The 23,218-nt window shown below is 66.6% G+C and carries 16 protein-coding genes; 12 read left to right on the top strand and 4 right to left on the bottom strand.

Annotated elements, in window-relative coordinates; genetic code table 11:
- Nucleotides 1-8 precede the first annotated feature (8 nt).
- Nucleotides 9-1,184, bottom strand: coding sequence for a cytochrome c oxidase subunit II (gene coxB, locus B4920_RS14820; protein ID WP_079435474.1), 1,176 nt, complete (start codon nt 1,182-1,184; stop codon nt 9-11).
- A gap of 44 nt (nt 1,185-1,228) precedes the next feature.
- Complete coding sequence (locus B4920_RS14815; RefSeq protein WP_079435473.1) at nt 1,229-1,702, bottom strand: DUF2244 domain-containing protein; 474 nt, start codon at nt 1,700-1,702, stop codon at nt 1,229-1,231.
- Between the two features lie 128 nt (nt 1,703-1,830).
- On the opposite strand from B4920_RS14815, the gene B4920_RS14810 reads away from it, so the two are divergent.
- Nucleotides 1,831-2,439, top strand: a complete 609-nt coding sequence (locus tag B4920_RS14810; protein WP_079435472.1) for an SCO family protein — start codon at nt 1,831-1,833, stop codon at nt 2,437-2,439.
- 112 nt (nt 2,440-2,551) lie between these two features.
- Here B4920_RS14810 and rpoH read toward each other — a convergent pair whose 3' ends face one another.
- Entirely contained in the window at nt 2,552-3,406 is an 855-nt protein-coding gene (gene rpoH / locus B4920_RS14805) for an RNA polymerase sigma factor RpoH (protein WP_079435471.1), read from the bottom strand.
- A gap of 327 nt (nt 3,407-3,733) precedes the next feature.
- On the opposite strand from rpoH, the gene B4920_RS14800 reads away from it, so the two are divergent.
- The 3 genes from B4920_RS14800 to B4920_RS14790 are packed head-to-tail and all read left to right on the top strand — an operon-like array spanning nt 3,734 to nt 11,962.
- Nucleotides 3,734-4,918, top strand: coding sequence for a two-component system response regulator (locus B4920_RS14800; protein ID WP_079435470.1), 1,185 nt, complete (start codon nt 3,734-3,736; stop codon nt 4,916-4,918).
- A complete protein-coding gene (locus tag B4920_RS14795) occupies nt 4,915-8,004 on the top strand; it encodes an ATP-binding protein (protein WP_079435469.1) in 3,090 nt (1,029 codons plus the stop codon). The genes B4920_RS14800 and B4920_RS14795 overlap by 4 nt, the downstream gene beginning before the upstream one ends.
- Before the next feature lie 4 nt (nt 8,005-8,008).
- Nucleotides 8,009-11,962 carry a response regulator gene (locus tag B4920_RS14790; protein ID WP_079435468.1) on the top strand — a complete coding sequence of 1,318 codons (3,954 nt, stop codon included), beginning with the start codon at nt 8,009-8,011 and terminating at the stop codon, nt 11,960-11,962.
- Nucleotides 11,963-11,975: 13 nt separating this feature from the next.
- Here the strand turns inward: B4920_RS14790 and B4920_RS14785 are convergent, their stop codons facing one another.
- Nucleotides 11,976-15,311, bottom strand: coding sequence for an ATP-binding protein (locus tag B4920_RS14785; RefSeq protein ID WP_079435467.1), 3,336 nt, complete (start codon nt 15,309-15,311; stop codon nt 11,976-11,978).
- Between the two features lie 100 nt (nt 15,312-15,411).
- Between B4920_RS14785 and B4920_RS14780 the strand changes: the two genes are divergently transcribed.
- The 8 genes from B4920_RS14780 (at nt 15,412) to B4920_RS14745 (ending at nt 23,060) form a co-directional block, all read left to right on the top strand.
- Entirely contained in the window at nt 15,412-16,554 is a 1,143-nt protein-coding gene (locus B4920_RS14780; protein ID WP_254050946.1) for an ABC transporter substrate-binding protein, read from the top strand.
- Between the two features lie 110 nt (nt 16,555-16,664).
- Nucleotides 16,665-17,165 (top strand): ferredoxin-type protein NapF, encoded by a 501-nt coding sequence (napF, locus tag B4920_RS14775; protein ID WP_079435466.1) that lies wholly within the window; start codon nt 16,665-16,667, stop codon nt 17,163-17,165.
- Nucleotides 17,162-17,449, top strand: a complete 288-nt coding sequence (locus tag B4920_RS14770; RefSeq protein WP_079435465.1) for a chaperone NapD — start codon at nt 17,162-17,164, stop codon at nt 17,447-17,449. The genes napF and B4920_RS14770 overlap by 4 nt, the downstream gene beginning before the upstream one ends.
- Complete coding sequence (gene napA, locus B4920_RS14765) at nt 17,446-20,010, top strand: nitrate reductase catalytic subunit NapA (protein ID WP_079435464.1); 2,565 nt, start codon at nt 17,446-17,448, stop codon at nt 20,008-20,010. Before B4920_RS14770 ends, napA begins: the two co-directional genes overlap by 4 nt.
- A gap of 92 nt (nt 20,011-20,102) precedes the next feature.
- Entirely contained in the window at nt 20,103-21,026 is a 924-nt protein-coding gene (napG, locus tag B4920_RS14760; RefSeq protein WP_173862670.1) for a ferredoxin-type protein NapG, read from the top strand.
- 2 nt (nt 21,027-21,028) lie between these two features.
- Nucleotides 21,029-21,889, top strand: a complete 861-nt coding sequence (gene napH / locus B4920_RS14755) for a quinol dehydrogenase ferredoxin subunit NapH (protein ID WP_079435463.1) — start codon at nt 21,029-21,031, stop codon at nt 21,887-21,889.
- Entirely contained in the window at nt 21,889-22,377 is a 489-nt protein-coding gene (locus B4920_RS14750) for a nitrate reductase cytochrome c-type subunit (protein ID WP_079435462.1), read from the top strand. Before napH ends, B4920_RS14750 begins: the two co-directional genes overlap by 1 nt.
- Before the next feature lie 23 nt (nt 22,378-22,400).
- The gene (locus tag B4920_RS14745; RefSeq protein ID WP_079435461.1) at nt 22,401-23,060 is read left to right on the top strand and encodes a NapC/NirT family cytochrome c; all 660 of its coding nucleotides are present in this window, start codon (nt 22,401-22,403) and stop codon (nt 23,058-23,060) included.
- The last annotated feature ends 158 nt before the right edge of the window (nt 23,061-23,218 follow it).

Raw genomic sequence — 23,218 nt, 5'->3', positions numbered from 1 at the left:
TGGGCTCCTCAGCGAAGTGCCTTGATCTGGGCGGGCTGGATCATGTCGCCCTTGGTGTTGCCGAAGCTGTTGCGCTCGTAGGTGATGACGGCGGCAAGATCGGCGTCGGACAGGGTGGTCTTGAAGGCCTGCATCGCAGTGCCGGCCTTGCCGTTCATGACCCGGTCCACGTGGCTGTCGGGGATCAGCTTGCCGTCCGGCGACAGCAGCGGACCATTGACGATCTTGCTGCCGGCGAGCGCCGGGAAGGCCGGCGGCAGGCCCTGGCCGGTGGCCTGGTGGCAGGCGGCGCAGATCTTGTCGTAGGTTTCCTTGCCGTGGGCCATCAGCTCGTCGCGGGTCCAGGTGCGGTCGCCACTGGCCGCCGCAGCGGCCAGTTCGGTCTTCTTCTTGTCCACCCAGGCCACGTATTCGGCTTCCGGCACGGCCTTGACGACCACCGGCATGAAGCCGTGATCCTTGCCGCACAGCTCGGCGCACTGGCCGCGGTAGATGCCGGGCTCCTCGATGCGTACCCAGGTTTCCCGCAGGAAACCGGGAATCGCATCGCGCTTGACGCCGAACTGGGGCACCCACCAGGTGTGGATCACGTCGGTGGAGGTGAGCAGGATGCGCACCTTCTTGCCGACCGGCAGCACCACGGGGTTGTCCACTTCGAGCAGGTAGTGCTCGCCCTTGGCCTCCTTGCCCTCGATCTGCTCGCGGGGGGTGGTCAGGGTACTGATGTACTTGATGCCGGAGTCCGGGTATTCGTACTGCCACTTCCACTGCATGCCGGTCACCTTGAGCACCATGTCGGCCTTGGTGCGGGTGTCCTCCATGTCGATCACCGCATGGAAGGCCGGGATGCCCATCAGGACGAAGTCGATGAAGAGCAGGATCGCGAAGGGCACCAGCACCCAGAACCACTGCAAGGCGCCGCGTGGGCCGCTGAAGCGGGCGGGTTCGGCGCCGATGCTCTTGCGATGCGCAATCATGGAATACACCATGATTGCGAACACCACCACGAACAGTACCGTGATGATGATCATGAACTGGTTGTGCATCGACAGCGTGTCACGCCCGATCGGAGTGACGGGCTTGGGAAAATTCCACGTGAAGTCGGCGAGAGCGGAGCCGGAAGCGAAGACGAGGCCGAGTGCAGCGAGAAGTCTGGCCTGGAGGCGGGGGGCGGTTTGGCTCAAGTCTCTACCTCTCTTTTCGTGGGATGATCGGGCCCGCGTCGGCGCTAGTGAGGTCTGGCGAGGTGGCGGGACAGATCCGAGAAAAGCAGTCTGCGTTCGTCCGGTGTCAGCAGGCGTCCTACCCGGGCCGCGTGACCGTGGGAGCGGATGCATACCAGCGGGTCGGGGCCGTCGGCGGCTTCTAACGTGACGCGAGCCCAGGCCGCGTGAAAGCGTTGCTGGAACGAAGCGGAAGACAGGCGGGTCGAGACGATCAGGCTGTCGTCGTCGAGCTGGATGGATTCGTAGTCGAATGCCCGGCGGTCGATGGCGCGCAGGGCGAGATACAGCAGGAAGAGTTCGAGGCCGGCGAAAGGTAATACCAACCAGGCACCGGCCAGCAGAAAGGCCGCGCTGATGACGAGGCTCGCGACGAGGATCAGGGCGATCACGCCACGACGCAGTATTGGCGTCAGGGAGCAGTTGGGGCGCGCGACCCATGATCGCGCGCCCGCAGCTTCTTTCATTGTTATAGCCATGGCGTCTCCTCCAGGCCCGTCTGAGTCTTTTTGACCCAGATCAAATTCTGGCGCCAGTGTAGCATCGCCCTGCGTTTTGTAGTGCACTTATTGAAAACGCAGTTAATTGAACCATAAGGATTTTTTAAATGTTTGCGTTGTTGCGATGCAGCATTGCTGGTTTTGCAGCACTTTGCGTGCTGGCGGCGTGTTCGCCGGAGGGCGGCAGCGGGCCACGGGAGGGTTTCGCCAGCACGGATATCACCGGGGCGAATTATGCGAGCGGATTTCATCTGACCGATCATCGCGGTCAGGCGCGTACGCTGGCCGACTACAAGGGCAAGGTCGTGACCCTGTTCTTCGGCTACACCCAGTGCCCGGACGTGTGCCCCACCAATCTGCTCAACATGGCGCAGGTGATGCGTGAGCTGGGGCCGGATGCCGACAGGGTGCAGGTGCTGTTCATCACTGTCGACCCGGAGCGGGATACCCAGGAACTGCTTGCCCAGTACGTGCCGGCCTTCGATTCCCGTTTCGTCGGTCTATACGGCGACCTGGCCACGACGCAGGCCGTGGCTCGGGATTTCAAGGTGTTCTACCAGATGCAGGGGGATGTGCAGGGCGGCCGCTACACGGTGGATCACTCCACCGGTACCTATGTCTTCGATCCGCAGGGGCGGCTGCGCCTATATATCAAGCACGGTGAAAAGCCGGCGGCCATCGTCGCCGACCTGAAGCGCCTGCTAGCCGGGAAATAAAAGACAGCCCTGGACGCTCCCAGAGTGGGGGCGTCGGATGCGGTGAAGGGAGTTCCCTCACAAGGGGAGGTTCAGACCCTGAGTTCTTCTATGTCTGGGCTGCGTGGGGCGTTCAGGCCAGTGCGGCCAGATGGCTGCGCATCTTTTGCATGGCCTTGGCTTCGATCTGGCGGATGCGCTCGGCGGATACGCCGTATTCGGCGGCCAGTTCGTGCAGTGTGGCGGCATCGCCTTCGGTCAGCCAGCGGCGCTGCACGATGGTCCGGCTGCGCTCGTCCAAGTTGGCCAGCGCTTCGTGCAGGCCCACGTCCTGCAGGCGCGAGGCTTGACGCTGGGCGATGACTTCGGACGGTTCGGCGTGCGGATCGGCCAGATAGGCGATCGGCGCAAAACGTTCTTCCTCGTCGTCCGGCCCGCTTTCCAGTGCCACGTCCTGGCCGGACAGGCGGGTCTCCATCTCGCGGACCTCTTCCGGCTTGACGCCCAGTTGATCGGCGACCGCCAGTACTTCCTCACCCTGCAGCGTGTTGCTGCTGCTCTTCAGGCTGCGCAGGTTGAAGAACAGCTTGCGCTGGGCCTTGGTGGTGGCGATCTTGACCAGGCGCCAGTTCTTGACGATGTACTCGTGGATCTCGGCCTTGATCCAGTGGATCGCGAAAGACACCAGCCGCACGCCGCGGTCCGGGTCGAAACGCTTGACGGCCTTCATCAGGCCCACGTTGCCTTCCTGGATCAGGTCCGCATGGGGCAGGCCATAACCAAGATAGCCGCGCGCAATGGCGACCACCAGACGCAGGTGGGACAGCACCAGCTTGCGCGCCGCTTCCAGATCCTCGTGCTCCCGGAAGCTGTGGGCGAGGTCGGATTCTTCCTTCTCGGTCAGCAGCGGGATGCGATTCACGCTCTGGATGTACTGATCCAGACTGCCAACCGCGGATGGGACAGGAAACGACAGGGTTTGGGACATCGACGACTACCTCCTTCGCAGCAATATTAGCACTCTGGTTGTAGGAGTGCTAAGGGGGCGAATGGTTCCGTAGCTCATTATTTCTGCTGAGCTTATCAGGTTCCGGAAAAGCCGCCGGAGTCGATGGGCGCCGGGAGGGGCGCACGATGGATGGTGCAGCTAAAGGCATCGGGTTCGGCGCCGTTAAGGCTGAGACAACAAAATGTACCGGTGCTTCGGTAGTGGGGTTGCTAAACTGAATGTCATGTGGGGCGCGCCGTGTGCCGCGCGGTCCGTCCTCCCGTTCCTGCCCTTGCTGACACCCCGGCCCCGGGTGGAGACTTCCTGATGAGTATTTACGCGAGTAGCGACAAGCCCGAGGCCCCTGCGGCGAAGCATACGATCCTGATCGTCGACGACACGCCGCAGAATCTTGCTGTGCTGGGCGAACTGCTGCAACCCCACTACCGGGTGCGCGCCGCCAACTCCGGCGAGCGGGCATTGCGGGCGGCGGGGCTTGCTCCGCGTCCCGACCTGATTCTGCTCGATGTGATGATGCCAGGCATGGATGGCTACGAAGTGCTGCAGCACCTGCATGCCGACCCGGCTACCCGCAATATTCCGGTGATCTTCGTGACGGCCATGAACGCCGCCGAGAACGAGGAGCACGGCCTGGCCCTGGGCGCCGTGGACTACATCACCAAGCCGATCAATCCGGCCATCGTGCTGGCGCGGGTGCGCACCCACCTGGAGCTCAAGCAGGCCCGCGACCGGCTGGCCAACGAGAACGAGTGGCTGGAGCGGGAGGTCGGCCGGCGCATGAACGAGAACCTGCTGGTGCAGGAGCTCAGCGTGCGGGCCCTGGCCTGTCTCAGCGAGGCCCGCGACAACGAGACGGGACGCCACATCGTGCGCACCCAGACCTACGTCGATCTGCTGGCCCGCCATCTGGCGGTGCATCCCCGTTTCAACTCGGCGTTGGGCGGCGCCCGCCTGGGTATGGTGGTGAAGGCCGCGCCGCTGCACGACATCGGCAAAGTCGGCATCCCCGACAGCATCCTCCTCAAGCGCGGCCGGCTGACCGCCGATGAATTCGAGATCATGAAGGCGCACCCGGCCATTGGCGCCGATGCCATCGACAAGGCCATGGCCCAGGCCCTGGAGAGCGCCGACGAGGCCTCCGCCGCCCAGGCCGGCGAGGCCTTCGCTTTCCTGTGCATCGCCCGTGAGATTGCCTTGGGGCACCACGAGAAGTGGGATGGCAGCGGCTATCCCGGCGGCCATGCCGGCGATGCGATCCCGGTGTCGGCGCGCCTGATGGCGCTGGCCGACGTCTTCGATGCGCTGATGAGCCGGCGTGTTTACAAGCCGCCGATGAGTCTCGACGAAACCACGCAGATCATCGTTGCCGGACGCGGTAGCCATTTCGATCCGGACGTGGTGGATGCCTTTATCGCCTGCCGTGAGCGTTTTGCCGACATAGCCACGCGTTTCGCCGATCCCGAGCCGGAGGCGGATGGGGACCACCCATGAAGTCCCTCCGCCTGCCCTACCAGCTGCTGTTCTTTCTGCCGGTTGCCCTGGTCACCGTGCTGGCGGCTGGCTTCAACCTGTTCTCCCTGTACAGCCTGCAGACTGACCAGCGGATCATCGACGCGCTGCAGGCGAAGGACATCGCCGCGCTGGCCAGTGCCACCCGCTTCAACCAGGAGGCCGCGGCCGTTCAGCGGATGGTCGGGGCCAGCCTGGAGCGGGCGGCGGCGGGGACTCTTCCAGCCGATGAACTCGGCCGCCTGCGCAGTGATGTCCGGCTGCGCATGGAGGCGCTGGACGCCCAGTGGTCGGCGCTGCTGGAGTCGGGTGTGGACGGTGTGCAGGCCCGCGAGGCGCAGACCGATTTCGATGCCTTCCGCAGCCGGATCACGGCGGCTGGCGAACTGGCGGCTCGCGATGTGCCGCAGGCCATGCGCCAGGCCTATCAGGCTGCGGACAGCTACGTGGCACTGTCGGAGCACACGCACGCCATCGCCGCCGCCCTGTCGGCGGCGGCAGCCGCGCGCAGCGACACGCAGGCCCGCGGGGTCACCCTGCACGCCTGGCGCATCGCCCTGTTCGGCGGTGTGGTGATGCTGATGTTGATGGTGTTCTGGGCCTTCATCATCCGCTGGGTTACCCACCGCCTGCACGGTTTGAGCGTCGTGCTGCAGGGGCTCGCCGCCGGGCAGGTAAACCCGCCCGATCTGGCCGAGGTGGAGCGTCTGGGCGCCGACCCACGCAGCGTGCTGCGCCGGTTGGCCGGCGCTGTGCTGGCCTTCCGGCAGGCGCTGATCGCCCAGGAGGATGCTCAGGCCGAGCTTCACAAGCTGGTGATGGCCGTCGAGCAGAGCCCGGAGAGTATCGTGATCACCGACCTGGATGCGCGCATCGAGTACGTGAATGAGGCCTTCGCGCGCAATACCGGCTTTTCCCGCCAGGAGGCCATCGGCCAGAATCCCAGCATCCTGCAGTCCGGGCAGACCCCGAAGGCGACCTACGACAGCATGTGGGCGGCCCTGGCGCGAGGCGACTCCTGGCGCGGCGAACTCATCAACCGGCGCAAGGACGGCAGCGAATACGTGGAGTTGGCCAACATCGCGCCGGTGCGCCAGGCGGATGGCCGCGTTACCCATTACGTGGCGATCAAGGAAGACATCACCGAGAAGAAGCGCAACGCGGAGGAGCTGGAGCGCCACCGCGACCACCTGGAGCAACTGGTGGCCGAGCGCAGCGCCGAAGTGATGGTCGCCAAGGAGGCCGCGGAGGCCGCCAGCCGCAGCAAGAGCGAGTTCCTGGCCAACATGAGCCACGAGATCCGCACCCCGATGAACGCCATCATCGGCCTGACCCATCTGTTGCGGCGCGATCTGGCCGAACCGCGCCACATCGACCGGCTGTCCAAGATTTCCGGCGCGGCCCACCATCTGCTGGGAATCATCAACGACATCCTCGACCTTTCCAAGATCGAGGCCGGCCGACTGGAACTTGAATCGGTCGATTTCGAGGTCGGGCGGATCATCGACAACGTGATCAGCCTGATCCGCGACAAGGCCGACGCCAAGCGCCTCGCGGTGCATGCCGATCTGCAGGGCGTGCCGTCGCTGCTGCGCGGGGACGGTTTGCGCCTGCAGCAGATCCTGCTCAACTTTGCCGGCAATGCGGTCAAGTTCACCGAGGGAGGGGAAATCGTGCTGCGTGCCCGTCCCCTGTCCACGGATGCCGGCCGCCTGTGGGTGCGTTTTGAAGTCTGCGACACGGGTATCGGCTTGTCCGCCGAGCAGCAGGCCGCGCTGTTCCAGCCTTTCCTGCAGGCGGATGCCTCGACAACCCGCAAGTACGGCGGCACCGGCCTGGGTCTGGCGATTTCCCGGCGCCTCACCCAGCTCCTTGGAGGGCGTATCGGCGTGAGCAGCGAGCTCGGGTGCGGCAGCACTTTCTGGATCGAGCTGCCGTTGCACGCCGGTCAAGGGCGCTTGCCGCCGCCGGCCCGCCTGCCGGAGTCCGTGGCGGCGCCTGCCGGCGACGCGGAGAGCCGCCTGCTCCAGCGTCATGGCGGGCGGATCCTGTTGGTTGAGGACAATCCGATCAACCGGGAAGTGGCGCTGGCGTTGCTGGAGGGGGTCGGACTGCAGGTGGATGTCGCCGGCGATGGCCAGTCGGCGGTGGACCAGGCCCGTTGCATGTCCTACGACATCATCCTGATGGACATCCACATGCCGGTGATGGACGGTCTGGCGGCCACCCGCCTGATCCGGGGTGTGCCGAACCATGCTGCCACACCCATCCTGGCGATGACCGCCAATGCCTTCGATGAGGACCGGGAGCGCTGCCTGTCTGCCGGCATGAACGACCACATCGCCAAGCCGGTCGTGCCGGAGACCCTCTACCGGACCTTGCTCCAGTGGTTGCCGGCGGGGCCGGTCGAGCCGGTTGCCGGCCCGGCGCCGGTGCCGGGACGTGCCGAGGAGAACCCTCTGCAGGCACGCCTGGCGGCGATCGAAGGTCTCGATCTGGTGGCGGGTCTGCGTTCCACGCGAGGGCGTGTGGATACCTATGCCCGCTTGCTCGACAGCTTCACCGCCAGCGACGTGCCGGCCGAGCTCAAGCGGGCGCTGGTCGCCGGGGACGTGAAGACGGCCCATCGCCATGCCCATACCCTCAAGGGGCTGGCGGCGACCCTCGGCATCGCCCGCCTGCAGGCCGCCGCCCTGCTTCTGGAAGGCGCCCTGCGTGACGGCGGCAGCGTGCCGATGGGCGAACTGGTGGTGCAGGCGGCAGCCCTCGAGGCCGATTTTGTCGCGCTCTGCCACGCCCTGCATGATGTCCTGCCGACTGCGGTTGCGCCCCCGTTGCCGGCGCGGGTGGATTGGCTGCAAGTGCGCCAGGTGGCTGCGCGCCTCGAAGAATTGCTGACCGAGTACGACCTGGGCTGCACATCGCTGTTCAGCGAGCACCAGGCCCTGCTCGGGGCGGCTTTCGGCCGCCACGCCGAAATGCTGGCGCAGCAGATCGCCAATTTCGATTTCGACCATGCGCTGATGACCTTGCGCACGGCCCTGAACCAAGTGTCGGTCATGGACTGAACGCATGCCTCCCTTCTTCCTGCGTCGTCTGCCTGTCCTGTTCGCCGGGGCCTGCCTCGGCGTCGGGATGGCCATGGCCGAAGGGGATGCATCGCCGCGCGCGTCGCTCACCGTGGTGCTCGACGACAACTTCCCGCCCTACACGCTGCGCGATGCGAGCGGCGCCCTGCAGGGCGTGGTGCCGGATCGCTGGCGTGCCTGGCAGGACCAGACCGGCGTGCCGGTCCGCCTGCTGGGCCTGGACGGGGCGCAAGCCGAGGAGGCCATGCGGGCCGGCACGGCGGACGTCATCGACACCATCACCCACTCTGCCGAACGGGACAAGCGCTACCTGTTCTCTGCGCCCTATGCCCGTCTCGACACCATGCTGTTCTTCCAGCAGGACTTGTCGGGCATCGTCGATGCCGCCTCGAGCCGTGGCTTCGTGGTCGGTGTGAAGGACGGCGACACCTGCCCCGAGCGGCTGGCCATCGAGGGCTCCACCAACGTGCGTCGCTACCGCAGCTTTGCGGCGCTGGTCGGCGGTGCGGCGGAAGGGCAGGTGCGGGTGTTCTGCATGGACGAGCGCCCGGCCGCGTATCTGCTGCACCAGTTCGGCGTGGCGGATGATTTCCGGCATACCGCGCCGATGTATGTGAAGCATTTCCACTGGGCCGTGCGGCGGGATGACGAGGCCTTGCAGCGCTTCATCGCCAATGGTTTTGCGGCCATCCCCGCGGAGGATCTGGGGCTCATCAACGAGAAGTGGTTCGGTGCCCTGCTGCAGCAACCGGCGCTGCCCTATCTGCGCCATGCCGGCTACGGCGTCATCTTGCTGGGGCTGGTGGTGCTTGCGCTGGTGGTCTGGAGCCGCCAGCTCCGTCGGCGCGTCGAGGCTCGTACCGAGGAATTGCGCCAGGCGCTCGACGAGGTGCGCCTGGCGCGCCATGAGAGTGAGCTCGCGCGGGATCGTCTGGAGGAGGAGGTGGTGCGTCGTACCGCCGATCTGGCCGCGGCGATGGCCGAGCAGCAGGCGCTGTTCGAGTCGGCCAGCATCGGCATCGTGCTGACCCGTGGGCGGCGCATCGTGCGCGGCAACCGCCGCCTCGACGAGATGTTCGGCTACGCGCCCGGCGAGCAGGTCGGCCAGTCGAGCCGCATCTGGTATCCGGACGACGCGGCCTACGAGCACGTCGGCAAGGCTGTGTATGAAACCCTCTGGCGCGGCGGTACGCACACCTGGGAGCAGCAGACCGTGCGCAAGGACGGCACGCGCTTCTGGGTGCGCATGGCTGCCCATGCAGTGGATGGGGGCGATCCGTCACGGGGGGTGGTCGGCATCTTCGAGGACATCACCGCCGAACGGGAGGCCGCCGACATGCTGCGTCTCGCCTATGCCGAACAGCAGGCGATCTTCGAGGCGGCAACCTCGGGCATGGCGCTGATCGTCGATCGCACGCTGCAGCGTGGCAACCGCCAGTTGCATGACATGTTCGGCTGGCCGCCGGGCGCCATGCTGGGGCGGCCGACCCGCATCTGGTACGTCGACGAGGCGGCCTGGCAGATCGGCGGCGAGCCCTATGCGCAGATCTGGCGCGGCGAAACGCACCGCCGCGAGCAACAGCTGATGCGCCGCGACGGCAGCCTGTTCTGGGCGCGGCTCACCGCCCGCGCCGTCGATGTGAACGACCACGCCCGCGGTTCGGTGTGGATCATCGACGACATCAGCGCCGAGCGGGATGCCATCGACGCCATGCGGCAGGCCACTGCGATGGCCGAAGAGGCGGCCCGCATGAAGTCCGACTTCCTGGCCAACATGAGCCACGAGATCCGCACCCCGATGAACGCCATCGTCGGCATGGCCTACCTGGCCCTGCGTACCGAGCTGACGCCGCGCCAGCGCGATTACCTGGAGAAAATCCAGGGATCGAGCCAGCATCTGCTGGGCATCATCAACGACATCCTGGACATCTCCAAGATCGAGGCCGGCAAGCTGGTCATCGAACGCACCGACTTCGAGCTGGAGCGGGTTCTCGACAGCGTCTCCAGCCTGATCGCCGACAAGATCGCCAGCAAGGGGCTGGAGCTGATCGTGGATGTGGCCGACGAAGTGCCCGGCAGCCTGGTCGGCGATCCGCTGCGCCTCGGCCAGATCCTCGTCAATTACGCCAACAACGCAGTGAAGTTCACCGAGCGCGGCGAGGTGGCGATTCGCGTGCGGCTTGCCGAGGCGGGCCGCGACGACGTGCTGCTGCGCTTCGAGGTCCGCGACACCGGCATCGGACTCAGTGGCGAGCAGCGCGCCCGCCTGTTCCGCAGCTTCGAGCAGGCCGATTCGTCCACCACCCGCAAGTACGGCGGCACCGGTCTGGGTCTGGTGATCAGCAAGCGTCTGGCCGAACTGATGGGCGGGGAGGTCGGTGTGGACAGCACGCCGGAGGTGGGCTCCACCTTCTGGTTCACGGCGCGTCTCGGCCGCGGCACGGCGGTGGTGCGCCGGCTGCTGCCGGGGGCGGATCTGCGCGGCCGGCGCATGCTGGTGGTGGACGACAACGCCAATGCCCGTGATGTCATCAGCGAGATGCTGCGGCGGATGGCCTTCTCCGTGCACGCGGTGGGCTCGGGGCCGGCGGCACTGGCCGAACTGGGGCGGGCGGCGGCGACCGGAAGCCCATACGAGGTGATCTTCCTCGACTGGCAGATGCCCGGCATGGACGGCATCGTGACGGCCGAGGAGATCCGCCGCCTGTCCCTCGACCCGCCGCCGCGCCTGGTGATGGTCACCGCCTACGGGCGCGACGAGTTGATGAAGGCTGCCGAAGAAGCGGGCATCCGCGATGTGTTGATCAAACCGGTCGGCGCCTCCCTGCTGTTCGATACGGTGATGCGCACCTTGGGAAGCGACCGGGGCCTGGGTGCCAGGTCTGCACCGGAGGCGGCCATCCCGGTCGAGCCCGGACCGCTGCGCGGCGCCCGCGTCCTGCTGGTGGAGGACAACGAACTCAACCAGGAGGTGGCCAGCGAGATGTTGTTGCAGGTTGGCCTGCAGGTGGACGTCGCCGACAACGGCCGGATTGCCGTCGACAAGGCGGCCGGCGGGCGCTACGACCTGATCCTGATGGACGTGCAGATGCCGGTGATGGACGGCCTGACCGCCACCCGCGAGATCCGCCGGCTGCCTGCCTGCGCCACCACGCCCATCGTCGCGATGACTGCCAACGCCATGGCCGGCGACCGGGAACGCTGTCTCGAGGCCGGCATGAACGATCACGTAGCGAAGCCCATCGATCCGGAAGCCCTGTGGGCGACGCTGATGCGCTGGATCGCGCTGCCGGGCACCGGGCCTGGGGCCTTGCCGGCTGTCGCCGGGGCGGCCCTGCCGCTGGGGGCGATTGCCGGCCTGGACGTGGCGGCCGGTCTGCACCACGCCCTCGGCCGGGAGGCGCTCTACCTGTCCCAGCTGGACAAGTTCGTGAAGGGGCAGCAGGATTTTCCCGGGCGTCTGGCCGATGCGCTGCAGGCGCAGGACTGGAGCACCGCCACGCGGCTCGCCCACACCCTGAAGGGCGTTGCGGCGCAGATCGGCGCCCATGAGCTCGCCGCCGGCGCCGCCGAACTGGAACAGGCCCTGCGCCGGCAGGATGAGCCGCGTGCTTCGGCGCCCCTGCAGGCTGCCGTGGTAACCCGGCTGGCGGCCCTCATCGACGCGATCGGTGCGGCGTTGCCGGCATCCGCGCCGGCAACGCCGGAAGTCGAGCTGGATGCGGGCGCCATGGCCGACGTGTTCGGCCGCCTTGCCCGCCTGCTGGCCGCCGACGATTTTTCCAGCCGCCAGGTGCTGGAGGCTCAGCAGGCGCTGCTGCAGGCGGCCCTGGGGGCGCGCTTCGAGGCCTTCGCACAGGCCGTGTCGGATTTCGACAGCGCTCATGCGCTGGAACTGCTCCAGACCTGTGCGGCAGAGCGGGGCATCCCGCTGTAGGGCGGGACGGCCCTCAGAGGCCGGCTGGCAGCGCTTCGGCTTGTCTTTCCTGAGGAGACATGCCGTCGTCCGGCTCGGCGTGGAGATGGGTCTCGATGCCGCTGACGACGAACTGCAGCGCCTGGGCCAGCTGTTCGAGCAGCGGCTGCAGCCGCTCCGGCGGCAGATCGCCGATGATGGCCCGCTCCAGGCTGGCGGCCTCGGTGGCGACGCCGCCGGCGCCCAGGGTGCTGGCACTGCCCTTGAGTGTGTGCGCCACGAGCCGTGCCGCCTCCCGGTTGCCGGCGGCGAGCAGGGCGCCGATCCGGGCTGGATCCTCCGGATGGGTGCTGGCGAACAGTTTCAGCATGTGGCGATAGCGATCCCATTTGCCGCGGACGCGCAGCAGGCCACTGGCGACATCAAGGCCGGGCAGGGGCGTGGCAGGCGCGGCGCTGGTGGATTCAGGGGCCGTCGCCACCGAACGGAGGGCGGCAACCGGGAGCCAGCGCAGCAGCTGCCGGTATAGCACGGCCGGGTCCACCGGCTTGGCCACGTGATCGTTCATGCCGGCCTCCAGGCAGCGCCGGCGGTCCTCGTCGAAGGCATTGGCGGTCATCGCCAGGATCGGCACCACGTTACCATCGGGCAGGGCACGGATCAGCGCGCTGGCTTCGAGACCGCCCATCACCGGCATCTGCATGTCCATCAGGATCAGTTCCACGCTGCCGGACTGGAACTTGTCCACCGCTTCGGCGCCGTTGCCGGCCACGACGACCCGCAGGCCCGCGTCGTTGAGCAGCTCGCCGGCAATCTCCTGGTTGAGCCGGTTGTCCTCTACGAGCAGCACCAGGCGGCCGGCGTGCGTCTGGCGCAGGCGCTGGCAGAGGCTGCCGATCTCGTCTTCCGGCAGGGCCGGGGTTTCCGCCAGTGTGGTGCAGGGCTGCGGGGTGCCGTGGGCGTGTTCCAGGCGTACGTTGACCCAGAAGGTACTGCCATCGCCGGGAACGCTGCGTACGCCGATTTCGCCGCCCATCAGCTCGGCCAGGCGCTTGCTGATCGCCAGCCCCAGGCCGGTGCCGCCATAGCGGCGGGTGGTGGAGTTGTCGGCCTGTTCGAAGGCGCGGAATATCGCGGCCTGCTGTTCTTCGCTCAGGCCGATGCCGTAGTCTTCCACCTCGAGGCAGACGCGGGTGCCCTGCGGGTCTTCACCGATGTGGCGGGCGCGTAGGGTGATGCGGCCGTGGGTGGAGAACTTGACCGCGTTGGACAGGAAGTTCACGACGATCTGTTCCAGCCGCACCGGGTCGCCGCGCAGGTGTTCGGGCAAGCCGCGGTCGATCTCCACCGCCAGGCTCAGCCCTTTCTGGCTGGCACTGTCGCGGAGCAGGCCAGCGGTCTTTTCGAGCAGGCAGCGCAGGGAGAAGTCGATGTTCTCCAGGCTGATCTTGTCGGCCTCGATCTTCGACAGATCGAGGATGTCGTTGATGATGCGCAGCAGGTGCTGGGCGGCGGAGCCGATCTTGTGCACGCGTTCGAGGATGCGTGCATCCCGGATGTCCCGTGTCAGCAGGTGGGTCAGGCCGATGATGGCGTTCATCGGGGTGCGGATCTCGTGGCTCATGTTGGCCAGAAAGGCGCTCTTGGCCCGGTTGGCGCTTTCCGCCTCGTCACGGGCGGCGGCCAGTTCGAGCGTACGTTGTTCGACCAGCTCTTCCAGGTGGTTGCGGTAGCGCTGCAGTTCATCGTCCATCTGCTTGCGTTCGGTGATGTCGCGCAGCACGCACAGCACGTAGCTCTCGTCGCCCCAATGGACGCGGCTGATCCGGGCTTCGGCGGGGGAGGTGCTGCCGTCCCGGCGGCGCAGCAGCAATTCGAGGGATTCGCCTTCCGGCGGCAGGCTGCGCATCTGATTGAGGATGGCGGTCCGGTCGTACAGGGCGTTCCAGTCCCAGGCATGCAGCGTGGAGAGCGCTTCCAGGGGGTAGCCGAGCATCGCCGCGAACTGGGGGTTGGCCTCGTAGACGCGGCCCGCCTTGTCGAGCACCACGATGCCGTCGCGGTTCATCTCGAACAGGGCGCGGCGGCGCAGGGCTTCCTGGGCGATCTCCTGCTGGGCCTGGCGCTGTGCCTGGTCCTGGGCGTCCAGCGTGTCGAGCAGGGTGTTGAAATGGGCGCCCAGCTGGGCGATCTCGTCGCGTTCCCCATCGACGGGGACGCGGGCTGCCCGCTGGCCGTCGTGTACCGCCTGCATGGTGTCGGAGATCTTCAGCAGACGGCTGGCCAGCCGATTCCCGCCACGCAGGAAGGACAGGGACAGCAGCAGCATGCTGACGGCCAGCAGGGCGCCGACGCTGCCGGTCAGCAGCCATTTTTCCTGGCGGAATTTCTCTTCGGGGAAGCCGGTGCTGAGCATGCCGATGCGTTGCCCCTCGCCGTCCGTAATCGGCTCGTAGGCGGCGAAGTAGCCGCTGTCCAGCACCGGCACCCGCCGGGCTTCGGATTCACCGCGCCCGATCACCTGTTCGGCCACGCCGGCGGCGACGTGGGAGCCGAGGGCCCGGCGTCCGTCCCGCTGGGGGAGGGTGGTGGCAATGCGCCGTTCGCCGAGAAAGAGGGAGGCCGCCCCGTCACTGCTGCCGACGTGGGGATCGACCGGGAAGACCACATCGCGGATGCGGTCGATGCCGGTCTGGTTGTTGTTGAGCAATACGCCGCCGACGACGATCGCGTCCGGGTGGTGGTTGCTGAGGGGGAAGTGGGCGGCGGCGGTGATCAGCAGCCCGCGGGTTTCGGCGGCCTCGCCATGCTCGCCCGCTTCGAGGCGGGCCCGGGCCGGTAGCGCGGGAGACAGCGCGTGCAGGGCGGCCATGTCGAACAGCTCGTAGGCGACACCGGACACTCCGATGGCGGCCTGGCGGGCGATGAAGCTGCGGGGCAGCAGGCTGCCGGGGGCGAGCCCGCCGCTCGAGGCGATGATCCGGCCGTCCTGGGTGGCGACGATCAGGAAGTCGAGGCGGGCAGCCTCGGCCCGGGCCGATAGTGCTTGGTCGAGGGGCGCGTTCGGCAGTCGGGCGGCGTTGTCGCCCTGGTCGTCCAGCCAGCGGGTCAGGCGCTCCGAATGGGTGACCTCCTCGATCTGCTGCCGGGTCTGGTTGCGCATCTGCTCCATGTAGGCATGGGCGCTGGCCAGATTGCTGCGTGCGTTGGCGCTGAGGATTTCGTCGTAACGGGCGCCGCCGGCCATGACGAGGATGCCGAGGATCAGCGGAAAGGCGATCAGCAGCGGGGCAAGGCCCAGGACGACCATGCGCAGCCGTAACGAACTGCGCCACGGAAGCAGCGCGTTGACCAGAGGCGGGGAGTACATGGAGAACTTCCGTCGGAAACTGGAGCGTTTCAGCAAGTCTGTATGTATTCGACAAAATTGGTATAATTGATATTATTATCAGAAATATAAAAATTTGGAAGTGAAATCTGTCCTGCTCGATCCGAAAGAAAGTCCCACGCTGCTGGTGCGCTGTCTGCTGGTGATTCTGACTGCCCTGTTCCTGTCGGGCTGCGGGCGCCAGGAGCCGATCCGCATCGGTTTCATCGGCGGCCTGTCGGACCGCAATTCCGATGTCGGCCAGGCGGGCCAGAGCGGGGTCATCCTGGCCATCGAGCAGGCCAACCGGGCGGGGGGCATCCACGGTCGCCGGATCGAGCTGATCTCCCGCGACGACGCCCAGGACCGGGAAACGTCGGTGCGCTCGGCCCGCGAGCTGGCCCAGGCCAAGGTGGAGGCCGTGATCGGGCCGTTCACCAGCGGGGTTGCGGCAGCCGTAGTGCCGACCCTGGCCTACCACGGCATCCTGGCGGTCAGTCCGACGCTGACCTCGATGGATTTCTATGGCAAGGACGACAACCTCGTCCGCATCAACCGCTCCACCCGCGACAACGCCGCCGATTACGCGAAGGTGCTGTACGGGCGCGGCCAGCGCCGCATCGCGATCGCCTTCGACGTGCGCAATCGCTCGTTCAGCGAATCCTGGCTGGTGGAGTTCCGCCATGCCTTCACGGCCCTCGGCGGTCGTCTGGCGGCCGAGGTGCCCTACGAGTCGTCGGCCGACACGGATTTCGGCGCAGTGCTCCGGACCATGCTGTCCGGCCGGCCCGATGGCCTGTTCTTCATCAGCGGCGCCCTCGATGTGGCCCGCCTCGCCCAGCAGGCTCGCCGCCTGGCGCCGGCGCTCCCGCTCGGAGCCTCGGAATGGGCGGCTACCGAGCAGTTGCTGGAACTGGGTGGTCAGATGGTCGAAGGCCTGGTGATCGTGCAGAACTACGACCGGGACGATGACTCGCCACGTTTCCGCTTGTTCCGCGAGGCCTACTTCAAGCGCTTCCAGAAGAATCCGGGCTACAGCGCGGTGTCCGCCTACGACGCCACCACTGTGCTGCTGGAGGCGCTGGCCCGCCGCGATGGCCGGAGCGAGAGCGTCAAGGACGCGGTGCTGCGGTACGGCCCCTATCAGGGCCTGCAGCAGCAGATCGCCTTCGACGCCAACGGCGACACGCCGCGCCAGGTGTTCTTTACCGAGATCCGCGACGGGCGTTTCGTGCGCTTCCGGTGACGTCGGGCAGGCCTGGTGCGGCTGTGCGCCGAATTCCTTCGCATAGATCAAGGTTTCTTTCTATGGTGGGGAATAGGATCGCCCCGTCCGACAAAAACCACGAGCCTGCCATGGATGTTTCCCGCCGTCGTTTTCTGGGTGTCAGGGCACCCGGCGGGTCTCCATTCCGCCCGCCCTGGAGCATCACCGAAGACCGCTTCACCGAATTGTGTTCCCGCTGCGATGCCTGTCTGCCGGCCTGCCCGACCGGCTTGCTGAAGCGCGGTGCCGGCGGCTACCCGGAAGCGGATTTCACGTCCTCCGCGTGCACCTTCTGTGGCGACTGTGCCAAGGCCTGTCCCACCGGCGCTATCGGCCGCGACACCACGCAAAGCCCATGGGCCTTCGGTATCCGCATCGAGGAGCGCTGCCTGGCGGCCCGCCACGTGGAGTGCCGGGTGTGCGGCGAGATCTGCGATGTGGCGGCGATCCGTTTCCGGCCGCGCATCGGCGGCGTTCCGGTGCCCGAGGTGGACAACACCCTGTGCACCGGTTGCGGCGCCTGTCTGGCGCCTTGCCCCACGACGGCCATCCTGCGCGTCGCCCTCGATCCTGTTCCGGAGTTGCCATGAACATCGCCAGTCTCGTCCTGCGCATCCATCCCCATGCCCGCGCCGCCGCCGAAGCGGCGCTGCTTGCCTTTCCGGGCGTCGAGTGCCACGGCATGTCCGACGACGGCAAGCTGATCGTCACCGTCGAGGACGCGGAAGGCGCCGCGATGACCGACACCCTGATCGCCATTCACCGGATTCCGCAGGTGCTGGCCGCCACCCTGGCGTACGAGCACCGCGACGATCCCCTGCTTTCGAATCAACAGTCCGAAACGGATTCCCCCTGCGAGGAGGCTCAATCATGACCATCAACCGACGCGACTTCATCAAGACCCAGGCGATTGCCGCGGCTGCCGCCACGGCCGGCGTTTCGCTGCCCGCCCTCGCAGCCAAGAAAGAGGCCGCGCCGACGCCGGCCGACGCCGGCAACGCCAACGCGGTGCGCTGGGACAAGGCGCCGTGCCGCTTCTGCGGCACCGGCTGTTCGGTGCTGGTCGGCGTGCAGAACGGCCGCGTGGTGGCCACCCAGGGCGACCCGGACGCGCCGGTCAACCGCGGCCTGAACTGCATCAAGGGCTACTTCCTGTCCAAGATCATGTACGGCGAGGACCGCCTGACCCGTCCGCTGCTGCGCATGAAGGACGGCAAGTACAGCAAGGACGGCGAATTCACACCGATCAGCTGGAACCAGGCCTTCGACATCATGGCCGAGAAGTGGAAGGCCGCGCTGAAGGCCGAAGGGCCGGGCGCCATCGGCATGTTCGGCTCCGGCCAATGGACGATCTTCGAGGGCTACGCCGCTTCCAAGCTGATGAAGGCCGGCTTCCGCTCCAACAACCTCGACCCCAACGCCCGCCACTGCATGGCCTCGGCGGTGACCGGCTTCATGCGCACCTTCGGCATGGACGAGCCGATGGGCTGCTACGACGACATCGAACAGGCCGACGCCTTCGTGCTGTGGGGCTCCAACATGGCCGAGATGCACCCCATCCTGTGGACCCGCATCACCGACCGCCGCCTGACCAAGACCGACGTGCAGGTGCACGTGCTGTCCACCTTCGAGCACCGCAGCTTCGAGCTGGCCGACAACGGCATGGTCTTCGCTCCGCAGACCGACCTGGCGATCCTCAATTACATCTGCAACCACATTATCCAGTCGGGCAAGGTCAACCAGGAGTTCGTGAAGGCCCACGTGAACTTCAAGCAGGGCGAGACCGACATCGGCTACGGCCTGCGTCCCAACAACCCGCTGGAGAAGGACGCCAAGTTCAACGGCTATCCCGGCGCCGACGGCAAGCCGAAGAACAACCCCAACGACGCCAAGCCGATCACCTTCGAGGACTTCAAGAAGTTCGTGTCCACCTACACGCTGGACTACACCTCCAAGCTGTCCGGCGTGCCGAAGGAGCGCCTGCAGAAGCTGGCCGAGCTGTACGCCGACCCGAAGAAGAAGGTCGTCAGCTTCTGGACCATGGGTTTCAACCAGCACACCCGTGGCACCTGGGCCAACAACATGATTTACAACGTCCACCTGCTGGTGGGCAAGATCGCCACGCCGGGGTCCGGCCCGTTCTCCCTGACCGGCCAGCCCTCCGCCTGTGGCACCGCGCGGGAAGTCGGTACCTTCGCCCACCGGTTGCCGGCCGACATGGTGGTGACCAACCCCGAACATCGCCACCACGCCGAGGAAATCTGGCAGCTGCCGGAAGGCACCATCCCCGACAAGATCGGCTATCACGCGGTGGCCCAGAGCCGCGCGCTGAAGGACGGCAAGCTCAAGTGCTACTGGACCAGCACCACCAACAACATGCAGGCCGGCCCCAACGTCAACCAGGAAATTTATCCGGGCTGGCGTAATCCGGCGGCCTTCGTGGTGGTCTCCGATGTTTATCCGACCGTGTCGGCGATGGCCGCCGACCTGATCCTGCCCGCAGCGATGTGGACCGAGAAGGAGGGTGCCTTCGGCAACGCCGAGCGGCGAACCCAGGTGTGGCGCCAGCAGGTCAAGGCGCCTGGTGAGGCCAGGTCCGACCTGTGGCAGTTCCTCGAGTTTTCCAAGCGCTTCAAGATGGAAGAGGTGTGGCCGGCCGAGCTGCTCGCCAAGAAGCCCGAGTACAAGGGCAAGACGATGTACGACGTGCTGTACGCCAACAAGGTGGTGAACAAGTTCCCGAAGAGCGACGTGCAGAAGGTGAATGAGCACGCCATCAAGAACTACACCAATGACGAAGCGGAGGTTTTCGGCTTCTACGTGCAGAAGGGTCTGTTCGAGGAATACGCCCTGTTCGGTCGCGGCCACGGCCATGATCTGGCGCCCTTCGACATGTACCACAAGGCCCGCGGTCTGCGCTGGCCGGTGGTGGACGGCAAGGAAACCCTGTGGCGTTACCGCGAGGGCTACGACCCGTATGTGAAGGCCGGCGAGGGCATCAAGTTCTACGGCCAGAAGGACGGCAAGGCGGTGATCTTCGCGCTGCCTTACCAGGATCCCCCCGAGAAGCCCGATGCCGACTACGACATGTGGCTGTGCACCGGCCGCGTGCTGGAGCACTGGCACACCGGCACGATGACCCGGCGCGTGCCCGAGCTGCACAAGGCGGTACCGGAAGCCCAGGTCTTCATGCACCCGGATGACGCCAAGAAGCGCGGCCTGCAGCGTGGCATGGTGGTCAAGGTCCAGTCCCGGCGTGGCGAGATGACTGCCCGCCTGGAAACCAAGGGCCGCAACAAGCCGCCGGTTGGGCTGATCTTCGTGCCCTTCTTCGACGAGTCCAAGCTGGTCAACAAGGTCACCCTCGACGCGACCTGTCCGATTTCCAAGCAGACCGACTTCAAGAAGTGCGCGGTCAAGGTGGTGCGCGCCTGAGCTAGAGGATGACGCGCGACGCGACCCGTGGGGGCGAATGAATTCGCCCCCACGGGGACGTGGGTCGCACGTGCCCGCTGAATGGACTGATCGTGGATTCCGCCCGCCAACCCGCTCGCAAGTCGCCCGCTGCCGAATCGCCGGCATCGGCGGCGCGGCGCCGTTTCATCAACGGCGTGGCCGCTGCCGCCGGTGGCGGCTGCCTGCTGGCGCTCGGCGCGGGGCTGTATTCGCGTAGTGCATCGGCGCTGCTGGCTCAGGCCCTGCGGCCGCCGGGGGCGCTGGCGGAAGACGATTTTCTGGCCGCCTGCGTGCGTTGCGGGCTGTGCGTGCGCGACTGTCCCTACCACATCCTCAAGCTGGCCGATCTCGGCGAGCCGGTGTCGACCGGCACTCCGTATTTCACCGCACGCCAGCTCCCCTGCGAGATGTGTGAGGACATTCCGTGCGTGAAGGCCTGCCCGACCGGTGCGCTGGATCGGGCGCTCACCGACATCAACCAGGCCCGCATGGGCCTTGCGGCCCTGGTGGACCACGAGAGCTGCCTGAACTTCCTCGGCCTGCGCTGCGACGTGTGCTACCGGGTGTGCCCGGCGATCGACAAGGCAATTACGCTGGAGACCCAGCACAACCCGCGCTCGGACCGCCACGCGATGCTGCTGCCGACGGTGCATTCCGATGCCTGCACCGGCTGCGGCAAGTGCGAGAAGTCCTGCGTGCTGCCGGAGGCGGCGATCAAGGTCCTGCCACGCAAGCTGGTCCAGGGCGCGCTGCCGGCCCATTACCGCAAGGGCTGGGAAGAGAAGGCCCGCCATGGCGGCTCGCTGATCGGCGAGCAGGTGGAATTGCCGGTACGCGGCTTCGAAGGCTCGACGGCCGGGCGCAGCGCAACCGAGACGGTGGTGGCACCCGTCGTGCCGGCGCCCTCCGCCGCCCCGTCTGCGGCATCCGTACCGTCGCCGAAGGAGGCGTCCGGCGGGCTCCGCCGTGGTCTGGATTCCCACTGGAAGCCCTGATCATGGCCCGCCTGCCCGTGTCTTCGAGCGATTCCTCCGTGCCGCGTAGCCTGTGGCAGCGTCAGCGCTGGCTGGTGTTGCGCAGGCTGAGCCAGGCGCTGGTGCTGCTGGCCTTCCTGTCCGGGCCGTGGTTCGGGCTGTGGATCGCCAAGGGCAACCTGTCCTCGTCGCTGACGCTGGGCGTGCTGCCGCTGACCGATCCGCTGCTGGCGCTGCAGACCCTGCTGACCGGCCATCTGCCGTATTCGGCGGCGCTGACCGGCGCGGCCATCGTGCTGGGTTTCTATCTGCTGGTCGGCGGGCGGGTGTTCTGCGGCTGGGTGTGTCCGGTGAACGTGGTGACCGACACTGCCGCATGGACGCGCCGCCGGCTGGGCATCAAGACCGGCCGGGTGCCCGACGCGGCAACGCGCTACTGGCTACTCGGCGGCATCCTCGTGGCCGCCGCCGTCGCTGGCCGGCTGGCCTGGGAGTGGGTCAATCCGGTGTCCCTGCTGCACCGGGGGCTGATCTTCGGAATGGGCGGCGGGCTGTTCGTGATCGCCGGCATCTTTGTGTACGACGTGCTGGTGGCCAGCCGCGGCTGGTGCGGCCACCTGTGCCCGATGGGCGCCTTTTACGGGCTGCTCGGCCGGACCGCGCTGCTGCGGGTTTCCGCCGCCAAGCGCAGCGCCTGCGACGATTGCATGGACTGTTTTGCCGTGTGCCCCGAGCCGCAGGTGATCCGCCCGGCGCTGAAGGCGGTCGGGCAAGCCGGGCCGCTGATTCTTTCGTCCGATTGCACCACCTGCGGGCGCTGCATCGACGTATGTGACAAACAGGTTTTCAAAATGACTCATAGGTTCGACCAAAGGAGCGAGTGATGAACAAGCCGACCTTCAATTCCGCCCGTCTGCGGGCTGCCGCACTGGCCCTGACCCTGTCTGCGGCCCTCGTCCAGAGCTTTTTCGCTCCCGTTGCCGAAGCCGCCACGGAGGCGCCCGTCAAGCTGCAAAGCCTGCGCGGTGCCGAAATCAACGCCAGCGATCCGGAAGGCGACGGCACCCGCTACGGGCGCGACCAGCCGCCGCTGCCGCGGGATTTCGTGCAGCAACCGCCATTGATCCCGCACCAGATCCGCGGCTACAACATCACCAAGAACTTCAACAAGTGCCTGGACTGCCACGCCTGGAGTCGCGCCAAGGAAACCGGCGCGACCAAGATCTCGGTGACCCACTTCAAGGACCGGGAAGGCCAGGAGCTGTCCAGCGTGTCGCCGCGCCGCTACTTCTGCAACCAGTGCCACGTGCCGCAGAGCGACGCCCGCCCCTTGGTGGGCAATACCTTCAAGCCCGGCGCCGGCATGCGCTGACCGCCAGCCAGGGAGTCTGACAAATGGATACCAACAAGAAAGGCTTTATCGGCCGCATCCGCTCAGTGGGCTGGGGTTTTGCCGCGATGTTGTTCATCGGCGGCATCCTGTTCTGGGGCGCCTTCAACACCGCGATGGAATTCACCAACCGGGAAGAGTTCTGCATCTCGTGTCACGAGATGAAGGACAACGTCTATCAGGAATACCGCAACACCATCCACGCCTCCAACCGCTCGGGCGTGCGGGCTACCTGCCCGGACTGCCACGTGCCGAAGGACTGGACGCACAAGATGATCCGCAAGATCCAGGCGTCCAACGAGGTGCTGCACAAGATCCTCGGCTCCATCGACACGCCGGAGAAGTTCAACGCCAAGCGCCTGGAACTGGCCAAGCATGAATGGGAGCGGATGAAGAAGACCGATTCCCGCGAGTGCCGTAACTGCCACAACTTCGAGGGCTTCGACTACGCCGAGCAGGGCCGCCGTTCGTCACGCATGCACCAGACCGGCCTCAACGAAGGCAAGACCTGCATCGACTGCCACAAGGGCATCGCCCATACGCTGCCGGCCGTCGAACAGGCCATCGGTGCGCCGAAGGACGGGGCGACGCCGGAAGAATTCCACCCGCCGCTGAAGCCCGAAGAGGCCAAGCCGGAGGCCGCGGACAAGGCACCGAAGAGCTGAGAGCTGTAAAAGGGGGGAGCAGACGCCGGGTCTTCGGGCCCGGCCCCTGGGGAGTAGGCGGGCCGCATTCGCGGCCCGTCTGCTTTTTGGCGTGCCGGAAATACAGGCTGGAGGGGCGCCTGTCGGGGCTGCCCTTCCTGTTGGGGCGAATTCATTCG

The organism is Zoogloea sp. LCSB751, from assembly GCF_002028455.1.
Lineage (GTDB): Bacteria > Pseudomonadota > Gammaproteobacteria > Burkholderiales > Rhodocyclaceae > Zoogloea.
This window is presented reverse-complemented; position numbering and strand designations above follow the sequence as displayed.

Excerpts from the sequence above, each read along its gene's own strand:
- B4920_RS14815 (WP_079435473.1), bottom strand. The coding sequence starts at position 1,702 with ATGGCTATAACAATGAAAGAAGCTGCGGGCGCGCGATCATGGGTCGCG.
- B4920_RS14810 (WP_079435472.1), top strand. The coding sequence starts at position 1,831 with ATGTTTGCGTTGTTGCGATGCAGCATTGCTGGTTTTGCAGCACTTTGC.
- rpoH (WP_079435471.1), bottom strand. The coding sequence starts at position 3,406 with ATGTCCCAAACCCTGTCGTTTCCTGTCCCATCCGCGGTTGGCAGTCTG.
- B4920_RS14800 (WP_079435470.1), top strand. The coding sequence starts at position 3,734 with ATGAGTATTTACGCGAGTAGCGACAAGCCCGAGGCCCCTGCGGCGAAG.
- B4920_RS14795 (WP_079435469.1), top strand. The coding sequence starts at position 4,915 with ATGAAGTCCCTCCGCCTGCCCTACCAGCTGCTGTTCTTTCTGCCGGTT.
- B4920_RS14790 (WP_079435468.1), top strand. The coding sequence starts at position 8,009 with ATGCCTCCCTTCTTCCTGCGTCGTCTGCCTGTCCTGTTCGCCGGGGCC.
- B4920_RS14785 (WP_079435467.1), bottom strand. The coding sequence starts at position 15,311 with ATGTACTCCCCGCCTCTGGTCAACGCGCTGCTTCCGTGGCGCAGTTCG.
- napF (WP_079435466.1), top strand. The coding sequence starts at position 16,665 with ATGGATGTTTCCCGCCGTCGTTTTCTGGGTGTCAGGGCACCCGGCGGG.
- B4920_RS14770 (WP_079435465.1), top strand. The coding sequence starts at position 17,162 with ATGAACATCGCCAGTCTCGTCCTGCGCATCCATCCCCATGCCCGCGCC.
- napA (WP_079435464.1), top strand. The coding sequence starts at position 17,446 with ATGACCATCAACCGACGCGACTTCATCAAGACCCAGGCGATTGCCGCG.
- napH (WP_079435463.1), top strand. The coding sequence starts at position 21,029 with ATGGCCCGCCTGCCCGTGTCTTCGAGCGATTCCTCCGTGCCGCGTAGC.
- B4920_RS14750 (WP_079435462.1), top strand. The coding sequence starts at position 21,889 with ATGAACAAGCCGACCTTCAATTCCGCCCGTCTGCGGGCTGCCGCACTG.
- B4920_RS14745 (WP_079435461.1), top strand. The coding sequence starts at position 22,401 with ATGGATACCAACAAGAAAGGCTTTATCGGCCGCATCCGCTCAGTGGGC.